Source organism: Burkholderia anthina (assembly GCF_001547525.1).
GTDB classification, from domain to species: Bacteria; Pseudomonadota; Gammaproteobacteria; order Burkholderiales; family Burkholderiaceae; genus Burkholderia; species Burkholderia semiarida.
Map to the genome: position 1 here is coordinate 839,391 of NZ_LNJP01000003.1, position 14,724 is coordinate 854,114.

General features: G+C 69.4%; 16 protein-coding genes. 10 read left to right on the forward strand and 6 right to left on the reverse strand.

The window, feature by feature from the left end:
* Positions 1-2 precede the first annotated feature (2 nt).
* Genes WS64_RS23970 through WS64_RS23980 form a run of 3 tightly spaced genes read left to right on the forward strand, consistent with a single transcriptional unit; the run spans position 3 to position 2,483 of the window.
* On the forward strand, positions 3-524 hold the full coding sequence (locus WS64_RS23970; protein WP_060967915.1) for a nuclear transport factor 2 family protein: 522 nt from the start codon (positions 3-5) through the stop codon (positions 522-524).
* A 31-nt stretch (positions 525-555) separates the two neighbouring features.
* Complete coding sequence (locus WS64_RS23975) at positions 556-1,680, forward strand: amidase (protein ID WP_060967916.1); 1,125 nt, start codon at positions 556-558, stop codon at positions 1,678-1,680.
* A 59-nt stretch (positions 1,681-1,739) separates the two neighbouring features.
* Positions 1,740-2,483 carry an SDR family NAD(P)-dependent oxidoreductase gene (locus WS64_RS23980; RefSeq protein WP_060968571.1) on the forward strand — a complete coding sequence of 248 codons (744 nt, stop codon included), beginning with the start codon at positions 1,740-1,742 and terminating at the stop codon, positions 2,481-2,483.
* Positions 2,484-2,495: 12 nt separating this feature from the next.
* Here WS64_RS23980 and WS64_RS23985 read toward each other — a convergent pair whose 3' ends face one another.
* Positions 2,496-3,128, reverse strand: coding sequence for a response regulator transcription factor (locus tag WS64_RS23985; RefSeq protein WP_059580100.1), 633 nt, complete (start codon positions 3,126-3,128; stop codon positions 2,496-2,498).
* Positions 3,129-3,482: 354 nt separating this feature from the next.
* On the opposite strand from WS64_RS23985, the gene hpaC reads away from it, so the two are divergent.
* The gene (gene hpaC / locus WS64_RS23990; RefSeq protein WP_059580098.1) at positions 3,483-4,028 is read left to right on the forward strand and encodes a 4-hydroxyphenylacetate 3-monooxygenase, reductase component; all 546 of its coding nucleotides are present in this window, start codon (positions 3,483-3,485) and stop codon (positions 4,026-4,028) included.
* Positions 4,029-4,039: 11 nt separating this feature from the next.
* Here the strand turns inward: hpaC and WS64_RS23995 are convergent, their stop codons facing one another.
* On the reverse strand, positions 4,040-5,299 hold the full coding sequence (locus WS64_RS23995; protein WP_059640316.1) for a YbfB/YjiJ family MFS transporter: 1,260 nt from the start codon (positions 5,297-5,299) through the stop codon (positions 4,040-4,042).
* Positions 5,300-5,477: 178 nt separating this feature from the next.
* On the reverse strand, positions 5,478-6,023 hold the full coding sequence (locus tag WS64_RS24000; protein ID WP_059640318.1) for an RBBP9/YdeN family alpha/beta hydrolase: 546 nt from the start codon (positions 6,021-6,023) through the stop codon (positions 5,478-5,480).
* A gap of 116 nt (positions 6,024-6,139) precedes the next feature.
* On the opposite strand from WS64_RS24000, the gene WS64_RS24005 reads away from it, so the two are divergent.
* The 3 genes from WS64_RS24005 (at position 6,140) to WS64_RS24010 (ending at position 8,070) form a co-directional block, all read left to right on the forward strand.
* Positions 6,140-6,595 carry an Lrp/AsnC family transcriptional regulator gene (locus WS64_RS24005; protein ID WP_059580088.1) on the forward strand — a complete coding sequence of 152 codons (456 nt, stop codon included), beginning with the start codon at positions 6,140-6,142 and terminating at the stop codon, positions 6,593-6,595.
* 340 nt (positions 6,596-6,935) lie between these two features.
* On the forward strand, positions 6,936-7,058 hold the full coding sequence (locus WS64_RS35535; protein ID WP_006479692.1) for a hypothetical protein: 123 nt from the start codon (positions 6,936-6,938) through the stop codon (positions 7,056-7,058).
* 58 nt (positions 7,059-7,116) lie between these two features.
* Positions 7,117-8,070, forward strand: coding sequence for a M29 family metallopeptidase (locus WS64_RS24010; RefSeq protein ID WP_060967917.1), 954 nt, complete (start codon positions 7,117-7,119; stop codon positions 8,068-8,070).
* 19 nt (positions 8,071-8,089) lie between these two features.
* On the opposite strand, the gene WS64_RS24015 is transcribed toward WS64_RS24010, so the two are convergent.
* Positions 8,090-8,599 (reverse strand): GNAT family N-acetyltransferase, encoded by a 510-nt coding sequence (locus WS64_RS24015; RefSeq protein WP_059580082.1) that lies wholly within the window; start codon positions 8,597-8,599, stop codon positions 8,090-8,092.
* A 361-nt stretch (positions 8,600-8,960) separates the two neighbouring features.
* On the opposite strand from WS64_RS24015, the gene WS64_RS24020 reads away from it, so the two are divergent.
* Entirely contained in the window at positions 8,961-9,290 is a 330-nt protein-coding gene (locus tag WS64_RS24020) for a helix-turn-helix domain-containing transcriptional regulator (RefSeq protein ID WP_060968572.1), read from the forward strand.
* Positions 9,291-9,314: 24 nt separating this feature from the next.
* Here WS64_RS24020 and WS64_RS24025 read toward each other — a convergent pair whose 3' ends face one another.
* Together WS64_RS24025 and WS64_RS24030 are read right to left on the reverse strand one after the other, a co-directional pair.
* Entirely contained in the window at positions 9,315-11,333 is a 2,019-nt protein-coding gene (locus tag WS64_RS24025; protein WP_060967918.1) for a VTT domain-containing protein, read from the reverse strand.
* A 122-nt stretch (positions 11,334-11,455) separates the two neighbouring features.
* Positions 11,456-11,908, reverse strand: coding sequence for a hypothetical protein (locus WS64_RS24030; protein ID WP_059640324.1), 453 nt, complete (start codon positions 11,906-11,908; stop codon positions 11,456-11,458).
* Positions 11,909-12,240: 332 nt separating this feature from the next.
* On the opposite strand from WS64_RS24030, the gene WS64_RS24035 reads away from it, so the two are divergent.
* Together WS64_RS24035 and WS64_RS24040 are read left to right on the forward strand one after the other, a co-directional pair.
* Positions 12,241-12,888: a response regulator gene (locus WS64_RS24035; protein WP_059580324.1), complete on the forward strand. Its 648-nt coding sequence runs from the start codon at positions 12,241-12,243 to the stop codon at positions 12,886-12,888.
* Positions 12,885-14,684, forward strand: a complete 1,800-nt coding sequence (locus WS64_RS24040; RefSeq protein ID WP_060967919.1) for a sensor histidine kinase — start codon at positions 12,885-12,887, stop codon at positions 14,682-14,684. The genes WS64_RS24035 and WS64_RS24040 overlap by 4 nt, the downstream gene beginning before the upstream one ends.
* The last annotated feature ends 40 nt before the right edge of the window (positions 14,685-14,724 follow it).

The window sequence follows — 14,724 nt, forward strand, 5'->3', positions numbered from 1 at the left end:
CGATGAGCGACCTGACACTCGCCGCGATCGACGCGCTCGCGCGGCGCGTCGCGGCGCTCGACGCCGAGCGCGCGGTGCGCGCGACGATCACGCGGTACATGGCGCTGTGCGACGTACCCGACGATGCGGGCGCGGGCCCGTCGCTGGCCGAACTGTTCACGGCCGACGCCGTGTGGGAAGGCATCGGCCCGCAGTATGCAAAGAAGTTCGGCCGCGTCGAAGGCACCGCCGCGATCGTCGCGATGCTCGGCCGCTATCTGCCGCCCGATCCGCATTTCGCGGCGAACCTGCACTTCCTGACGTCGGAGTCGATCGAGATCGGCGCCGGCCATGCAAGCGCACGCGGCCGCTGGGTCATGCTGCAGGCGTCGCGCTACGCGGACGGCTCGGCCGAGCTGATCGCCGCGCGGCTGACCGTCGATTTCGCGCCGGCCGCCAGCGGCTCCGCCTGGCTGATCCGCCATTTCCGCACCGAACGCGTGCTCGACGGCCCGTGGCCGCTCGCCGCCGCGCCACGGTCCTGATGTTTCCCGCCGCTTTCGCACGATACCGACCATGACAGGCTTCATCGACACTTTCACACTCGGCGGCCCGGGCCCGACGATCGCGATCAAGGATACGATCGACGTCGCGGGCCATCCGACCCGCGCGGCGAGCCGCGCGCTCGCCGATGCGCCGCCGGCCGTACGCCACGCGGATGTGGTCCGCCTGCTGCTCGACGCCGGCTGGCAGATCGCCGGCAAGGCGAACATGCACGAGCTCGCGTTCGGCATGACCGGCATCAACGACTACACGGGCACGCCCGTCAATCCGCAGGACGCCTCACGCATTCCGGGCGGCTCGTCGAGCGGCTCCGCGTCGCTCGTCGGGCTCGGTGCCGTCGATGCGGCGCTCGGCACCGATACCGGCGGCTCGATTCGCGGGCCGGCCGCCTGCTGCGGCGTGGCCGGGCTCAAGCCCACGTTCGGGCGTGTGTCGCGGCGCGGCGTCGCGCCCGCGGAAACCACGCTCGATTGCGTCGGGCCATTCGCCCGCGACCTCCGCACGCTCGTCGCGGTGATGGCCGCGATCGCGCCGGGCTTCGATCGCGCGCGGGCGACCGCCTCCGTTGAAGGCTGCACGATCGCTCGACTCGCCGTGGAAGCCGAGCCGGCGATCGCCGCCGCGCTCGACGCGGCCGTTCGCGCATCGGGCCTGTGCTCGCACACGGTCGTGCTCGATGCAATGCCGGCCGCGTTCGCTGCGGGGCTCACCGTGATCAACGCGGAAACGTCGCGCGCGTTCGGCCATCTGGTCGCGACCGGCAAACTCGGCGCCGATCTCGATGCACGATTGCGTGCGGCCGCAACGACCGCGCCTGCGGCATTGAAGGAAGCCGAGGCCGTGCGCGCACGCTTCGCCGCGCAGGTCGATGCCGCGCTCGAACACGCGGACGTGCTGGTGCTGCCGACGCTGCCCGCGCTACCGATCACGCTGCAGCAGGCCCGCGACGGCGTATCGGTGATCGCGATGTCGTCGCTGATCCGGCCGTTCAACCTGAGCGGCCATCCCGCGCTCAGCCTGCCGCTGCCGCTCGCCGGTTCGCCATTGAAGGCCGGCTTGCAGATCGTCGGGCGCAAGGGCGCGGACGAACGGGTCTGCGCGATCGCGGCACACTTCGAAGCGGCGCTGGCCGCATGAACCACGATGCGGGGGCCGCCTTCACCGGCGTGCGCCCACGAACCACGGAACACCACACCATGTCAGACCGAGTCGTCCTCGTCACCGGCGCCGCGCGCGGGCTCGGCGCCGTCATCGCCGAACGCTTCCATGCGGCCGGCTACCGCGTCGCGCTGGCCGACATCGCGGCCGATGCCGTTCATGTGCATGCGCGCGAGCTCGATCCGAGCGGCGAACGCGCGATCGCACTGCCGCTCGACGTCACGTCGAAACGCGATTTCGAAGCGGCGCGCGATGTGCTCGTCGCGCGCTGGGGCGCGATCGACGTGCTCGTCAACAACGCGGGCGCATCGAAGGTCGTGCCGGCGATGGAGATCACGGCCGAGCAGTTCGACTACGTAATCGACGTGAACCTGCGCAGCGTCCTGTTCGGCTGCCAGGTGTTCGGCCAGTATTTCGCGCGGCGCGGCGCGGGCCGCATCGTCAACATCGCGTCGCTCGCCGGGCAGAACGGCGGCTCGGCCACGGGCGCGCACTATGCGGCCGCGAAAGGCGGCACGCTGACGCTGACCAAGGTGTTCGCGCGCGATCTCGCCGCGCAGGGCGTCACCGTCAACGCGATCTCGCCGGGCCCGCTCGATCTGCCGATCGTGTACGAAAGCGTCGCGCCCGACAAGCTGCGTCAGGTGCTCGCGAGCCTGCCGGGCGGCAAGCTCGGGTCGGCCGCTTTCGTTGCGGATGCAGCCGTATTGCTCGCGTCGGGCGACGCGCATTTCGCGAATGGCGCATGCTGGGACATCAACGGCGGGCTGTACATGCGCTGAACGCGCCGAACCTCATCGCGACGGCTCACCGTCGTCGCCCCACACGACCATCACGTCGCGCACGAGCGCGGCGATCGACGTCGCGCCGAGCTTCTCCTTGATGCTCGCGCGATGCACGTCGACCGTCTTCACGCTGATCGACAGATCGGATGCGATCTGCTTGCTGCCCTTGCCGTCCACGACGCCGCGCAGCACTTCCTTCTCGCGCGCGGTCAGCGCATCGAGCCGCTGGCGCAGCTCGCGGTGGCGCTGGCTCACCGCATGCCGCTGCTGCGCGAGCCGCAACGCACGCTGCACGCGCTCGAGCATCTGCTGCGAGTTGTACGGCTTCTCGACGAAATCGATCGCCCCGTTCTGCAGCGCGCGCACCGACATCGGAATGTCGCCGTGCCCGCTGACGAAGATCACCGGCAGCGTCGCGCCGCGCGCGTTCAGTTCGGCCTGCACGTCGAAGCCGCTTTTCTCCGGCATCCGCACGTCGAGCACGAGACACGCAGGCAGGTTCACGTCGAAGCGCGCGAGAAAGTCGGCGGCGCTCGCGAATCCCTCGGACGCGATGCCGACCGATTCGAGCAACCAGGCGAGCGACGTCCGCATGCCGCTGTCGTCGTCGACGATGTATACGATCGGTGCGGGTGACGTCATCGCGGGGGTCTCGCTGAATATCGGTATCGGTATCGCACGCGCCGCGCGCAACGCCGGTGGCCGGCGTTGCGCAAGCGTCGTTCGCTGGGGGTGTGCGGCACATCATAACGAGCCGAAAACCCGCTGCAAACCCCTGGACGTGCCGCGCGAACGCACAATCGCGGCTTTTTTTGCACGCGGCGGCGCGCGTCTAGGTAGAACCTTTAGACGCGTTGGCAGGAACGCCATCCCGATCGTCAATCGTGCGAATGGTCGGCCGCCTTTTCGCGACGTACGCTTGGGTCATCGTCGGCGATCCGGCGCTGCCCTCGCAGCGCCGCGCGGTTCGCCGCTTTCGTCCAATCAGGAGCGCCCATGTCTTCCACGACCGATATCCAGCGACCGCCGCGCGTCGAGCCGACCGACGCGCAGAAGGCCTTCCGCCAGGCGATGGCCCACCTCGGCGCGGCCGTCAACGTGATCACCACCGCCGGGCCGCACGGCCGCTGCGGGATCACCGCGAGCGCCGTGTGCTCCGTCACCGATGCGCCGCCGACGCTGCTCGTGTGCCTGAACCGGTCGAGCGCGATGCACGCGACCTTCGAGCGCAACCGTCAGGTGTGCATCAACGTGCTGCCGGCCGAGCACGAACTGCTCGCGCGACACTTCGCGGGGCTCACCGACCTGCCGATGGAACAGCGCTTCCAGTTGCCCGTATGGGATCGCGGCGAACAGGACGTGCCGGTGCTGCGCGATGCGCTCGCAAGCCTGCAGGGCACGATCGCCGAGATGAAGGAAGTCGGCTCGCACTCGGTGATGTTCATCGAGGCGACGTCGATTCGCGTGCGCGACGACGGCGACAGCCTCATCTACTTCAGCCGTGCGTTTCATCGCGTGTCGCGCGCCGCGTGCGTGCGGTGACGTTCGCGCGACTACGCGGACCTGCTGCACAGCGCGCGCTGCCCGGCCGCGAGCGCGGCGCCCGCGAACAGCGTCAGCGCCGAATACACGAGCCCGCGCGCAAGGCCCGCGCTGTCCGACACCCACCCGATCGCGACCGGCCCCGCGATCTGCCCGAATGCGAAGACCGTCGTGAACGCGCTGATGCCCTTCGCCCAGCCGTCGGGCGGCAGGTTATGCCGCACGAAGGCTGTCGTCGACGCGACCGCCGACAGGAACGTCGCGCCGAACAGCAAGCCCGACGCGAACGCGGCAACCGGATGCACGAACAGCGCGGGCATCAGCGTCGCGACGCCGAGCAGCGCGTTGAGCACGGCGAGCGCCTGGCCGCCGCGCATCCGGTCGAGCAACCCCGACCACAGCCGCGCGGACACGACGGTCGCGATCCCGAGCATCACGTAGAACGCGGCGACCACCGTGCCGCTCATCCCCGCGCCGCGCAGCAGCGCGACGATGAACGTCATGTAGCCGATATAGCCGACGCCGAACAGGCCGTAGCCGGCCAGCGCGAGCGCGAAGCGGGCCGCACTCGCGGTCACCGCCGGTTTCGCGCCGTCGGCGTCGGCCCGCGTGACCGGTGCCGCATGTGCCTGCTCGATGCGGCGTGCCGCCGACACGGCCACCGCCGAGAACAGCACGCACGCCGTCGCGAGCGCGAACCACGCAGGTTGCCAGCCGTGCATGCGCGGCACGAGCGTGGCCGGCACGAGCAGCGACGACGCGACGATGCCCCATCCCGTGCCGCCGTAATAAAGGCCGAGCAGCAGCCCCGCGTCGCGCGGCGACGCGGATGCGAGCCGCGCGGCCAGCACGCCGCCGCTGATGAAGATCGATGCGCTGCCGACACCCGTTGCCAGCCGCTGCGCCAGCAGCGCGTGCATGTCCGACGTGAGCCCGCCCGCGGCCATCAGCACGGCGGTCAACGCGCAGCCGGCCGCGAGCAGCGTGCCCGCGCGCCAGCGCCGCGACAGCAGCGGGAATGCCAGCGCGCCGATCAGGTAGCCGGCCGCGTTCGCCGTGTTCAGCGCGCCGGCCTGCGCGAACGTCCAGCCGAGATCGGCCTTCATCGGCGGCAGCAGCAGCGCGTACGAAAAGCGTGCGAGGCCAAGCGCGATCGCGCTGCCGAGCGACAGGCCGATCGCGAGCCGCCACGCGGCCATGCGGCCGGGATCGGTTGCGCCGGCGTCCGGCCGCGAGCGGCCGGCACGCTCCGGTTGCGGCACTGCACGCATCGGGGGTGTCTCCTTCGTTGTTCGATTCCGGGGCTTCCGCCGCCATCGGTCGATCATACTGGAGCCGCCGCGAAACCGGCGCGCGCACGCGGCAAAATCGCGACGGCCGGTGCACCCGCTCCTCTCTGTCCGGCGCAACGGCGTGAATAAGCCGAAGGTCGGCCGGCGCTGACCCGCACTACCGCCCGAGTCCGGCCGCAAAAGCCGCAAGCAGGGCGCGCCCTTCCGACCATCCGCCCAACCCGGACGCCGCGTTCAGATGGCCGCGTGCGCCGAGCAGAAGCGGCGTCGCGCCCTGTTCCGTTGCCCATTCGAGCGCGCGCCCGGATGGATCGTAAGGATCGTCCGCGCTCGCGATCGCCAGCACCGGCACACGCCCGAACGAACGCTTCGGCAGGTTCGCGAACGCGGCGGCGGCAACCGGAAAGCGCGGCCCTTGCGGGTCGGGCACGGCCACGAGAAACGCGCCGCGCACCGCGCGCGCCGATGCGGCATGCCAATGTGCGAACAACAGACAACCCAGCGAGTGACAAACCACGAGCGGCGGCGCCCCGGCGTTCGCGACGGCCGCGTCCAGCGCCGCCGTCCAGTCGGCCAGGTCGGGCGCCTCCCACGAAGCCGGCGCGATGCGCGCGGCGCCGGGCAACGCCGCCTCCCAGTGGCTCTGCCAATGATCCGGTCCCGAATTGCCGATACCCGGCACGATCACGATCGCTTGCTCCATCACGCCCTCCGTCAACGCAAAGCCCGCAGTGTGACGGGGCGCCGATCGGCATGGAATGGCAAGTCATCGGTTATTGAGCCAGAATGCCGATGAATCAACGGTACCGGAGGACCGTCATGCCGGACGAAGCACTCGATCGCCTGGATCTTGCGATCCTCGAAGCGCTGCAGGAGAACGCGCGGACGCCGCTGTCGGAAGTGGGCAGGCGTATCGGGCTGTCGCAGCCCGCGACGTCGGAGCGCGTGAAGCGGCTGGAAGAACGCGGCATCATCGCCGGCTACGGCGCACGGATCGATCCGGCGGCACTGGGCTTGGGCATGATGGCCATCATCCGGCTGAAAACGACCCACGAGCACATCAAGCCGGCGCTGCGCACGTTTGCCGAGATGCCGCATGTGATCGAAGTCCATCGCATGACCGGCGAGGATTGCTTTCTGCTGAAGGTGCTGGTGCCGACACCGGGCCAGCTCGAAACCCTCATCGATGCGATTGCCCGCTTCGGCGCGGTCACGACTTCGCTGGTGCTGCGCTCCGAGCCGACGAAGGCGATCGGCAAGGCGTTGCTCGGATGACGCTCGCATGCGGCTTTCTTCAATGACATAAATCGCAGCAATTCCGGCAATTGAATCCAAATTAAAAATGATCGAATTCATTTCTGCCACCCGAATTCGATTCACTAAAAAAAGATGCGTGACCCGCCTGTCGTTTTATCCGGTTTTTCCAATATTTGAACCGCAAACGCCCTTGTTTAGCACGCTTCCGCTAAAAAGCTTGCAACGCATTGCTTTCGTAAATTCATCCGACTAATATCGACGCCACTCGTCCGGCATTCACAAAATATCGAACGAGGAGCGGGATTGTTTTTCCGCGCTTTCATGTTGAATCACTCATGTTCACCACAGGAGAATTGACATGCAGGAAACCCAGCAAATCGAATTGCTTGACTGGATGCAGGAAGACACGCACCCCGAGGCCGTCGACATGATGGTCGAGGACGCCGTGGTGCCGTTCGGCACCGCGCTCTGGCCGGTCTGAGCGGGCCACCCGTTCTCGCGGAAGGGCCGCGGCCCTTCCGCCGCTTCCGGAGATACGCATGCTGAACCTGCACCGCGCGCTCGGCTTTCACCCGGCGCTGCGCGACAAGCTGGCGCGCGGCGAATCGGGAAAACTGCTGGTCGGCTACGACACCCGCAATCGCGACATCGCGTTGCGCGCCTTTTCCGCCCTGCCCGATTCGCTTGACGCGACCACCCTCTGCCTCGAAAGCACCCCACCCGCCGACATCGCCGCCGCACTCGGCGACGCCGACCTGTTCGTGCTGCTGTACGACTCGTCGTGCCTGCCGACGCCTTCTCCGAGCGGGCCGCCGTTCCTCGCCGCGATCCGCCCCGCGATCGTCGAGCACTGGAGCAAATCGGTTTTATTCAAGGATTACGGCCCGCATCTCGACGAGGCGTTCGCCGAATCGCTCGACGACATCGCCGCACGCAACGGCCGGCTGATCGAGGCGGCCGCGCGCGCGTCGCGGATCCGCTTCATCGACGAAGCCGGCAACACGCTGACGGGCTCGCTCGCGCCGGACCAGAAATGGACGAGCGTGGACGGCATGGGCAACCTCGACGTCGTGCCCGGCGAGATCGCGACGCACGTGACCGACCTGAACGGCTCGGTCGTGTTCAGCGGCACGTTTCTCGGCACCGTGCCCTTCGCGATCAAGTACAAGGTGGCCGAGCGGCTCGCGACGCTGCACGTCGAGCACAGCACGATCGTCGATTTCGACACCGACGACGCAGGCTTCCGCCGAGATTTCTCGACCTATCTCGACCGGCACGCGAATCACCGGCGGATCGAGGAATTCGGCATCGGCACGAACCTCGGGATTCGCGGGCTGTACGGCCGCAACGCGGGGTTCGAGGAACGCCACCCCGGGCTGCATCTCGGGCTCGGCGGCGGCGAAAACGGCAGCCACCATCTCGACCTGATCTTCGCGCGCGGCACGCTCGCGCTCGACGAGCGGATCGTGTTCGACGGCGCGTTCGCCGTCTGACGCGGCGGCGATTGCCGGATCAGGCTTCGGCGGCCGCCGCGTCGCCGAGCCATTTGAACATCACGAAGCAGTCGACGAAGCCGAGCCGCGCGTGACGGTATGCGCGCGGCAGCCGGCCGACGATCTCGAACCCGAGCTTCTGCCACAGCGCGACCGCGACCTCGTTCGTCGCGACCACCGAATTGAACTGCATCGCGAGGAAACCGCGCTCGCGTGCGACCTGCTGCGAGTGTTCGCACATCAGGCGCGCGACGCCGCGTCCGCGCGCGGCCTCGCTCACCATGTAGCCGCAGTTGCACACGTGCTTGCCCGGCCCGGCCGCGTTCGCCTTCAGGTAGTACGAGCCAAGCAGCACGCCGTCCTCCTCGGCGATCCACGTGCAGAGCGGCGCGTCGAGCCACTGTGCGCGCGCCGCTTCCGGCGTCGGCTCCGGATCGAATGCGTAGGTTTCCTGAGCAGCGACGATGGCGCGGTAGGTTGGCCAGAAGCGTGCGAAATCGTCGTCGGTCATCGGGCGGATCGTGATCATGCGGGTTCTCTCGTGCGGGTGATGTCGGCAGGCAGGCCAGCGATCGTACCGCGATTCATCGACGCTCGCCGGCGCGCAACGCCGCGCTGCGATACGCGCCCCTCATCACACCATCGACCGTGGCCATTCGACCGAATCGCCACGCTTCGAACCGGATGAAAGAATGATCTTCGTCCGTGAAGCCGGCATCACTGCCTGAAACCTCGAGCCATGAAGACGCCGCGTGCGTGTCGGCCGCAACGCCGCCGCGATACGGATTGCCTCGTTCCAGCCACCTTTTTGTAGCTTATAAGTTACAATGCTTTCCAGGTTCGAACAGGCGCGCGAAGGAACACTGGTCGAACTGAAAACGGAGGCAAACATGAACAAGCTCAAAGGCGCGGTATCGCACCACGACGCGGAAGTCGTCGAGCTCGGCGCCGACCGCGAACTCGCGGTGGCCTATCTGCGCGTCGCAATGGAGTCGCTCGACGATCCCGACAACCGCGGGGCCGGCCTGCTCGCGCTGCGCACGGTCGCGGAAGCGTACGGCGGGCTCGGCGCGGTCGCGACCGAGGCCGGCATCAGCCGCGAATCGCTGTATCGCACGCTGTCCCCGAACGGCAACCCGACGCTGAAGACCCTGCTCGCGGTGCTCAAGACCGTCGGCCTGCGCCTGTCCGTCGTTCCCGCACAGCCGTCGCACGCGTAACGGGCGCACGTCACGCCTGCCCGCTCACGGCCTGACCATCCATACGAGCAGCATCTCGCCCGGCGCGGCCGTCGTCCCCGGCGGCCGATGCTCGATCGTCGGCTCGACCGCCAAAGCTTGCGCGATCGCCGCCGCATCGTCGATCGTCGTCGTGCGCACGAACGTCATCAGCCGCGCCGGCCGGCGCAGCGTCTCGCGATACAGCGCGCCGTACCACAGCGGGCGCATGCCGAGCGCGTCCTGCAGCACGTACGGATAACGCCACAGCCGCAGCACGAAGCGGCTGTCCGGGTGGGCCGGATCGACGCGGACGAACACGCGCCGCGTGCTTTCGCCGTGCGTATAGCGCGGCAGCACCGGCAGCGCGTCGGCCGGCGCCTGCGGCAACAGCCAGCGCAGCGCGGTGGCCGGCGACCACGGCGTCGCACGCTGCCAGCCGGCCTGCGCGAGATGGCGGTCGAGCGTGTCCGACGTCACGCTCCATTGCAGCGGCAGATACTCCTCGCGGTCGCCGCCGATCTCGGTGCGCCGCGTCGGCACGCGCTGCCACCCGCCGCGCCGCCACTGGTCGACCGTCATCGCGACCACGTCGCCGGCATGCGGGCGCGATGCGCGATCGATCTGCCATTGCGCGGGAACCGTCCATACGCCGGCCGTCGCGAGCACGACCACCATCGCGACGAGCGCGCCTCTCGGCTGCACGTGTTCGCGCACGCGCCAGTACGCGTAGGCGCCGGCGAGCAACGCGAACCACGCGAGCCCGAGGCTCCAGCCGCCCAGCAGACCCGACAACCAGGTATCGCCCACGTACAGCCGCGCAAAACCGCCGAGCACGATCCACAGCACGACCGCCGTCACGACCGGAATGCGCCACGGCGCGGGCCGGTCGCGCGTCAGCACCCAGCCGAGACCGCTGCTCGCGAGGATCGCGAACGCGGCGTCGGCATCGGGCAGCGGCACGTGCGGCGCGCCGGGCGGCAGGCTCGCCGGCGTCGCGCCGGGCACGCTCGCGCCGAACACCGGCACGAGCACGACGGCGACGCCGACCGTCGCGAGCCACCATGCAGCCGTCAGCCAGCAGCGATGGATCATCAGCCAGACGAGAAACGCGGCCGCGACGATCAGCCCCGTGTCGTGCCCGTGCAGCACGGCGAGCGCGCTCATCGCGGCGTCGACGGGCGGCGTGCGCAGGTTCTGCAGGAACGCGTACAGCGCGATGTCCGCATGCATCAGCGGGTCGTTCGCAACGACGTTCCGCACGATTCCCGCGAACAGCCACACGCAGCCGATAAACAGCAGCGCGAGCACGGGCACCGCGCCCGGCAACGCGCGCAAGCGGGCGATCGCGCCGTGCAATCGCGCGCCGACCCGCGGCCAGCGGCGCGCGCACGCGTGCACGACGTCGGCGAGCGCACGGCGCAGCAGCGGCCAGCCGCGCCGCAGCGCGACGCGCACGCCGATCCATACCAGCGCGACCAGCGCGGCCACGACCAGCAGGATGGCGGCGACCCGCACGCTGATCGCCGCGGCCAGTGCGGCCGATGCGCCGAACAGAATGCCGGGCGCGACGTGCACGGGCGCCCACACGAGTGCCGAGATCACGTTGACCGGATAGAACGACCGGCGCGGCAGCGTCGCGCAGCCGACGACGACCGGCACCACCGCCCGCACCGGTGCGAGAAAGCGCGCGAGCACGATGCTCTTCATGCCGTGACGCAACACGAATTCCTCGCCGCGCGCGTACGCGCTCGCGTAGCCGAAGCGCACCCATGCGTTGCGGATCATCCCGCGGTAACGTCGCCCGAGTTCGTAGCTGATCCCGTCGCCGATCACCGCGCCGACGGCCGCGACGCCGATCGTCACCCATGCATCGAGCGCGCCCGCGCCGATCAGCGCGCCGGCCGCGAACATCACGGCGCCGGCCGGCACGACCGTGCCGATCAGCGCGATCGCCTCGGCGCACGCGGCCACGAATACGATGGCCAGCACGAGCAGCGGATGCGCGCCGATCGCGCCGATCCACGCATGGATCGTGTCGCTCATCGCACACTCCCGACCGGGCCGGCCCGGTGTGCGAACGCCGGGCCGGCAGGGGCATTGGATACGTTCATCGCAACATGTACACGCTCGCGCCGCCGTCGGGGTTCAGGGGGCAAGGTCGCGGCTCAATCGAACTCGTGCTGCCGCGCGTCGGCCTCGAGCGGCGCATCGTGGTAGCCGACCGTCGCGATCTCGTGCAGGTAGCGCGCAAGAAACGCGCCGATCGAGCCGGCGGCCTCGTATTGATGTACGTGACGGAATTCGTGGGTCAGCAGGCGGCGCGTGTCGTGCCCGCGCAGCACGTACACCGCATGACCGAGCGTGAGGCCGATCGTCCCGGGCGACAGCAGCCCGGTCTCGCGGGCGATCTCGGCAAGCGTTGGCGTATCGGGAAACGGCATGCGATCGACCGCCACCACGCGAATGAGGTCCGGCTGCACGACGCCCACCGCGCGCGCATCGTCGGCTTGCGCGGGCGTCAGCGGCGCGCCCCGCGCGAGCCCGCTCGCCGCCTCGGCTTCGGCCCAGGCGAGCGCGGCGGGCAGCGCGGACGGCAGCATATCGGCCAGGTCGATCATCGCGGGCTCCCCGGTTCGCGCAGTGGCATCGCGCACCAGTTTAGTCCCGATTCGGCACGGTTCGCGGGGCGGTTGCGGCGACGGCGCGCCGGGCCGCGTCGGACGTCACGACCCCTCCGGGAATACCCTGATTCGCCCGGGCTGGCGCCGTGCCATTCCGCGTGAATTATTTCGTGTCGGTGGGCATTTCGCGACCCACCATCCTGAAAATTTCGCGAACGAGTACCGTTTTCGGGTTCGGGGGCATATATTGGTCAGAAGAACGGCCGCGGCAACACCCGGACAGCAACGACAGCAGCACGCGGCGTCATCCCGAAGAGGACCGCTGGAAGATGATCAGGGTAATTCTGGCTGACGATCACGCAGTCATGCGGGACGGACTGCGTCACATCCTGGAAACGGCCGGCGGTTTCGAGATCGTCGGCGAGGCGAGCGACGGCTCGGGCACGCTCGCGCTGGCCGAGCGCGCCGCCGCCGACGTGCTGCTGCTCGACCTGTCGATGCCCGCCCCCACCGGCATCGAGCTGATCCGGCTGGTCAAGCGCCAGGCGCCGTCGCTGCGCACGCTCGTGCTGACGATGCACGCGGAAACGCAGTACGCGGCACGCGCATTCAAGGCCGGCGCCATCGGCTATCTGACGAAGGACAGCGCGACCGCCGAGCTCGTCGAGGCCGTCGGCAAGGTGGCGGCGGGGGGCGTCTACGTGAGCCCGTCCGCGGCCGAAAGCCTCGCTCGCACGTTGCGGGCGCCGGCTCATGCCCTGCCGCACGAGCGACTGTCCGCGCGCGAGCTCGACGTGATGCGCCGCATCGTCACGGGCCGGACCGTCACGCAGATCGCGTGCGAACTCGCGCTGAGCGCGAAGACGGTCAGCACGTACAAGACGCGGATCCTCGAGAAGATGGCGCTGCCGCACGAAGCCGCGCTGATCCGCTACGCGGTGCGCCACGATCTCGACCTCGGCACCGACGACGCATGACGGCCGCCTTCCCCCTCCCGCCCGTCCCGCCGCCGTCGGACGACGACGGTCCGGATACGTCGCGCCTGTTCATGTCGTCGCTGCCGCCGGGCCGACGCGAGCGGCGGCTCGCGCTCGCGACGGTGCTCGTCTCGGCCGTGATCTTCGCCGCGCTCGCGCCGTTCGCAGCGATCCCGCTCGCGCCGGGCTGGGCGTTCATTCCCGTGTACCAGTCGGCGATCGTCGTCAACGACATGGTGACGGCCGGCCTGCTGCTCGGCCAGTACGCGATCCTGCGCGAGAAGCCGCTGCTCGTGCTGGCGGGCGGTTACCTGTTCACGGCGTTCATGGCCGGCACGCACATGCTGACCTTCCCCGGCCTGTTCGCGCCCACCGGCCTGCTCGGCGCCGGCGAACAGACCACCGCGTGGCTGTACCTGTTCTGGCATGGCGGCTTTCCGCTGTCGGTCGCCGCGTACGCATTGCTGCGCGCGACCTCGCGCGGGCGTGCGGTGCCGGCCCCGCAGCGTCGCGCGGCGATTCCGGTCGTCCTCTGCATCGCGGCCGCAGGCGGCGCGACGGTCGCGCTCGCGCTGCTCGCGACCGCCGGCCACGACCTGCTGCCGCGCATCATGAGCGGCAACCGGATGACCGCGACGATGACGAACGCGATCACGGTCGTCTGGGGGCTGAACCTGGTCGCGCTGATGCTGATGTGGCGGCAGCGGCGGCGCCATTCCGTGCTCGACCTGTGGGTGATGACGGTGCTCGTCGCGTGGCTGTTCGACATCGCGCTGTCGTCGATGCTGAACCACGGGCGCTTCGATCTCGGTTTCTATGCGGGGCGCGCATACGGTCTCGTCGCGTCGGGCGTCGTGCTGTTCGCGATGCTGTTCGAAAACGGCCGGCTGCATGCGCAGACGGTGCGCGCACTGGCGGGCGCCCGCTACCAGCATTTGCTCGTCGCGCAGAAAAGCGCGCAGTTGAACGACGCGAACGAACGGCTCGAACAGCGCGTCGCCGCGCGCACCGCGCAACTGAGCGCGTCGAACCGCGACCTGCGGCGCGAAGTCGAGGAGCGCGTGCGTGCCGAGCGGGCGCTGCAGGCGTCGCGCGAGGAGCTGCGCGAGATCGCGGCGATCAGCGCCAGCGCGCGCGAAGCCGAGCAGCGCCGCATCGCGCGCGAACTGCACGACGAACTGGCGCAGTCGCTCGCGGCGCTGAAGAACGACCTCGAATGGTTGATCGACCGCGTGCCGCAGGACGACGCGTCGCTCGCACGCAAGATCGCGGCGATGCATACGCTCGCACGCGGCGCGGTGGCCGCGACGCGCCGCATCGCGTCGGACCTGCGCCCGCTGATGCTCGACGATCTCGGCTTCGCGGCGGCGATGCAATGGCTCGTGGAGGATTTCCGGCACCGTCACGGAATCGCCTGTTCGCTGCACGTCGAGCCGCCCGAGCTGCAACTCGACGAGCCGTATGCGACGGCCGTGTTCCGCATCGCGCAGGAAGCGCTCGCGAATGTCGCGCGGCACGCGGCCGCGTCGCACGCGGCCGTCGAGCTCGTGTGCGGCGGCGAAGCGATCGCGCTGACGATACGCGACGACGGCGCGGGGTTCGATCCCGCGGTGCCGCGCAAGTCGAGTTCGTTCGGGCTGGTGGGGTTGCGCGAGCGCGCGTATCTGGTCGGCGGCACGCTGCGGATCGCGACGACACTCGGCGAAGGCACGACGGTGGAGGTGGATATTCCGGTGGCGTCCGTGCATGCGGCGATTGTGCATGAAGGACCCGGCGCGTTGCGGACGAAAGGCTGAAGCGGTCAAAGCAACGGTAGCGGGATGCTGCCGCGAGGGG

Excerpts from the sequence above, each read along its gene's own strand:
- WS64_RS23970 (WP_060967915.1), top strand. The coding sequence starts at position 3 with ATGAGCGACCTGACACTCGCCGCGATCGACGCGCTCGCGCGGCGCGTC.
- WS64_RS24020 (WP_060968572.1), top strand. The coding sequence starts at position 8,961 with ATGAACAAGCTCAAAGGCGCGGTATCGCACCACGACGCGGAAGTCGTC.
- WS64_RS24025 (WP_060967918.1), bottom strand. The coding sequence starts at position 11,333 with ATGAGCGACACGATCCATGCGTGGATCGGCGCGATCGGCGCGCATCCG.
- WS64_RS24040 (WP_060967919.1), top strand. The coding sequence starts at position 12,885 with ATGACGGCCGCCTTCCCCCTCCCGCCCGTCCCGCCGCCGTCGGACGAC.
- WS64_RS35535 (WP_006479692.1), top strand. The coding sequence starts at position 6,936 with ATGCAGGAAACCCAGCAAATCGAATTGCTTGACTGGATGCAGGAAGAC.
- WS64_RS24030 (WP_059640324.1), bottom strand. The coding sequence starts at position 11,908 with ATGATCGACCTGGCCGATATGCTGCCGTCCGCGCTGCCCGCCGCGCTC.
- WS64_RS23975 (WP_060967916.1), top strand. The coding sequence starts at position 556 with ATGACAGGCTTCATCGACACTTTCACACTCGGCGGCCCGGGCCCGACG.
- WS64_RS23995 (WP_059640316.1), bottom strand. The coding sequence starts at position 5,299 with ATGCGTGCAGTGCCGCAACCGGAGCGTGCCGGCCGCTCGCGGCCGGAC.
- WS64_RS24005 (WP_059580088.1), top strand. The coding sequence starts at position 6,140 with ATGCCGGACGAAGCACTCGATCGCCTGGATCTTGCGATCCTCGAAGCG.
- WS64_RS24015 (WP_059580082.1), bottom strand. The coding sequence starts at position 8,599 with ATGATCACGATCCGCCCGATGACCGACGACGATTTCGCACGCTTCTGG.
- WS64_RS23985 (WP_059580100.1), bottom strand. The coding sequence starts at position 3,128 with ATGACGTCACCCGCACCGATCGTATACATCGTCGACGACGACAGCGGC.
- WS64_RS23980 (WP_060968571.1), top strand. The coding sequence starts at position 1,740 with ATGTCAGACCGAGTCGTCCTCGTCACCGGCGCCGCGCGCGGGCTCGGC.
- WS64_RS24010 (WP_060967917.1), top strand. The coding sequence starts at position 7,117 with ATGCTGAACCTGCACCGCGCGCTCGGCTTTCACCCGGCGCTGCGCGAC.
- WS64_RS24035 (WP_059580324.1), top strand. The coding sequence starts at position 12,241 with ATGATCAGGGTAATTCTGGCTGACGATCACGCAGTCATGCGGGACGGA.
- hpaC (WP_059580098.1), top strand. The coding sequence starts at position 3,483 with ATGTCTTCCACGACCGATATCCAGCGACCGCCGCGCGTCGAGCCGACC.
- WS64_RS24000 (WP_059640318.1), bottom strand. The coding sequence starts at position 6,023 with ATGGAGCAAGCGATCGTGATCGTGCCGGGTATCGGCAATTCGGGACCG.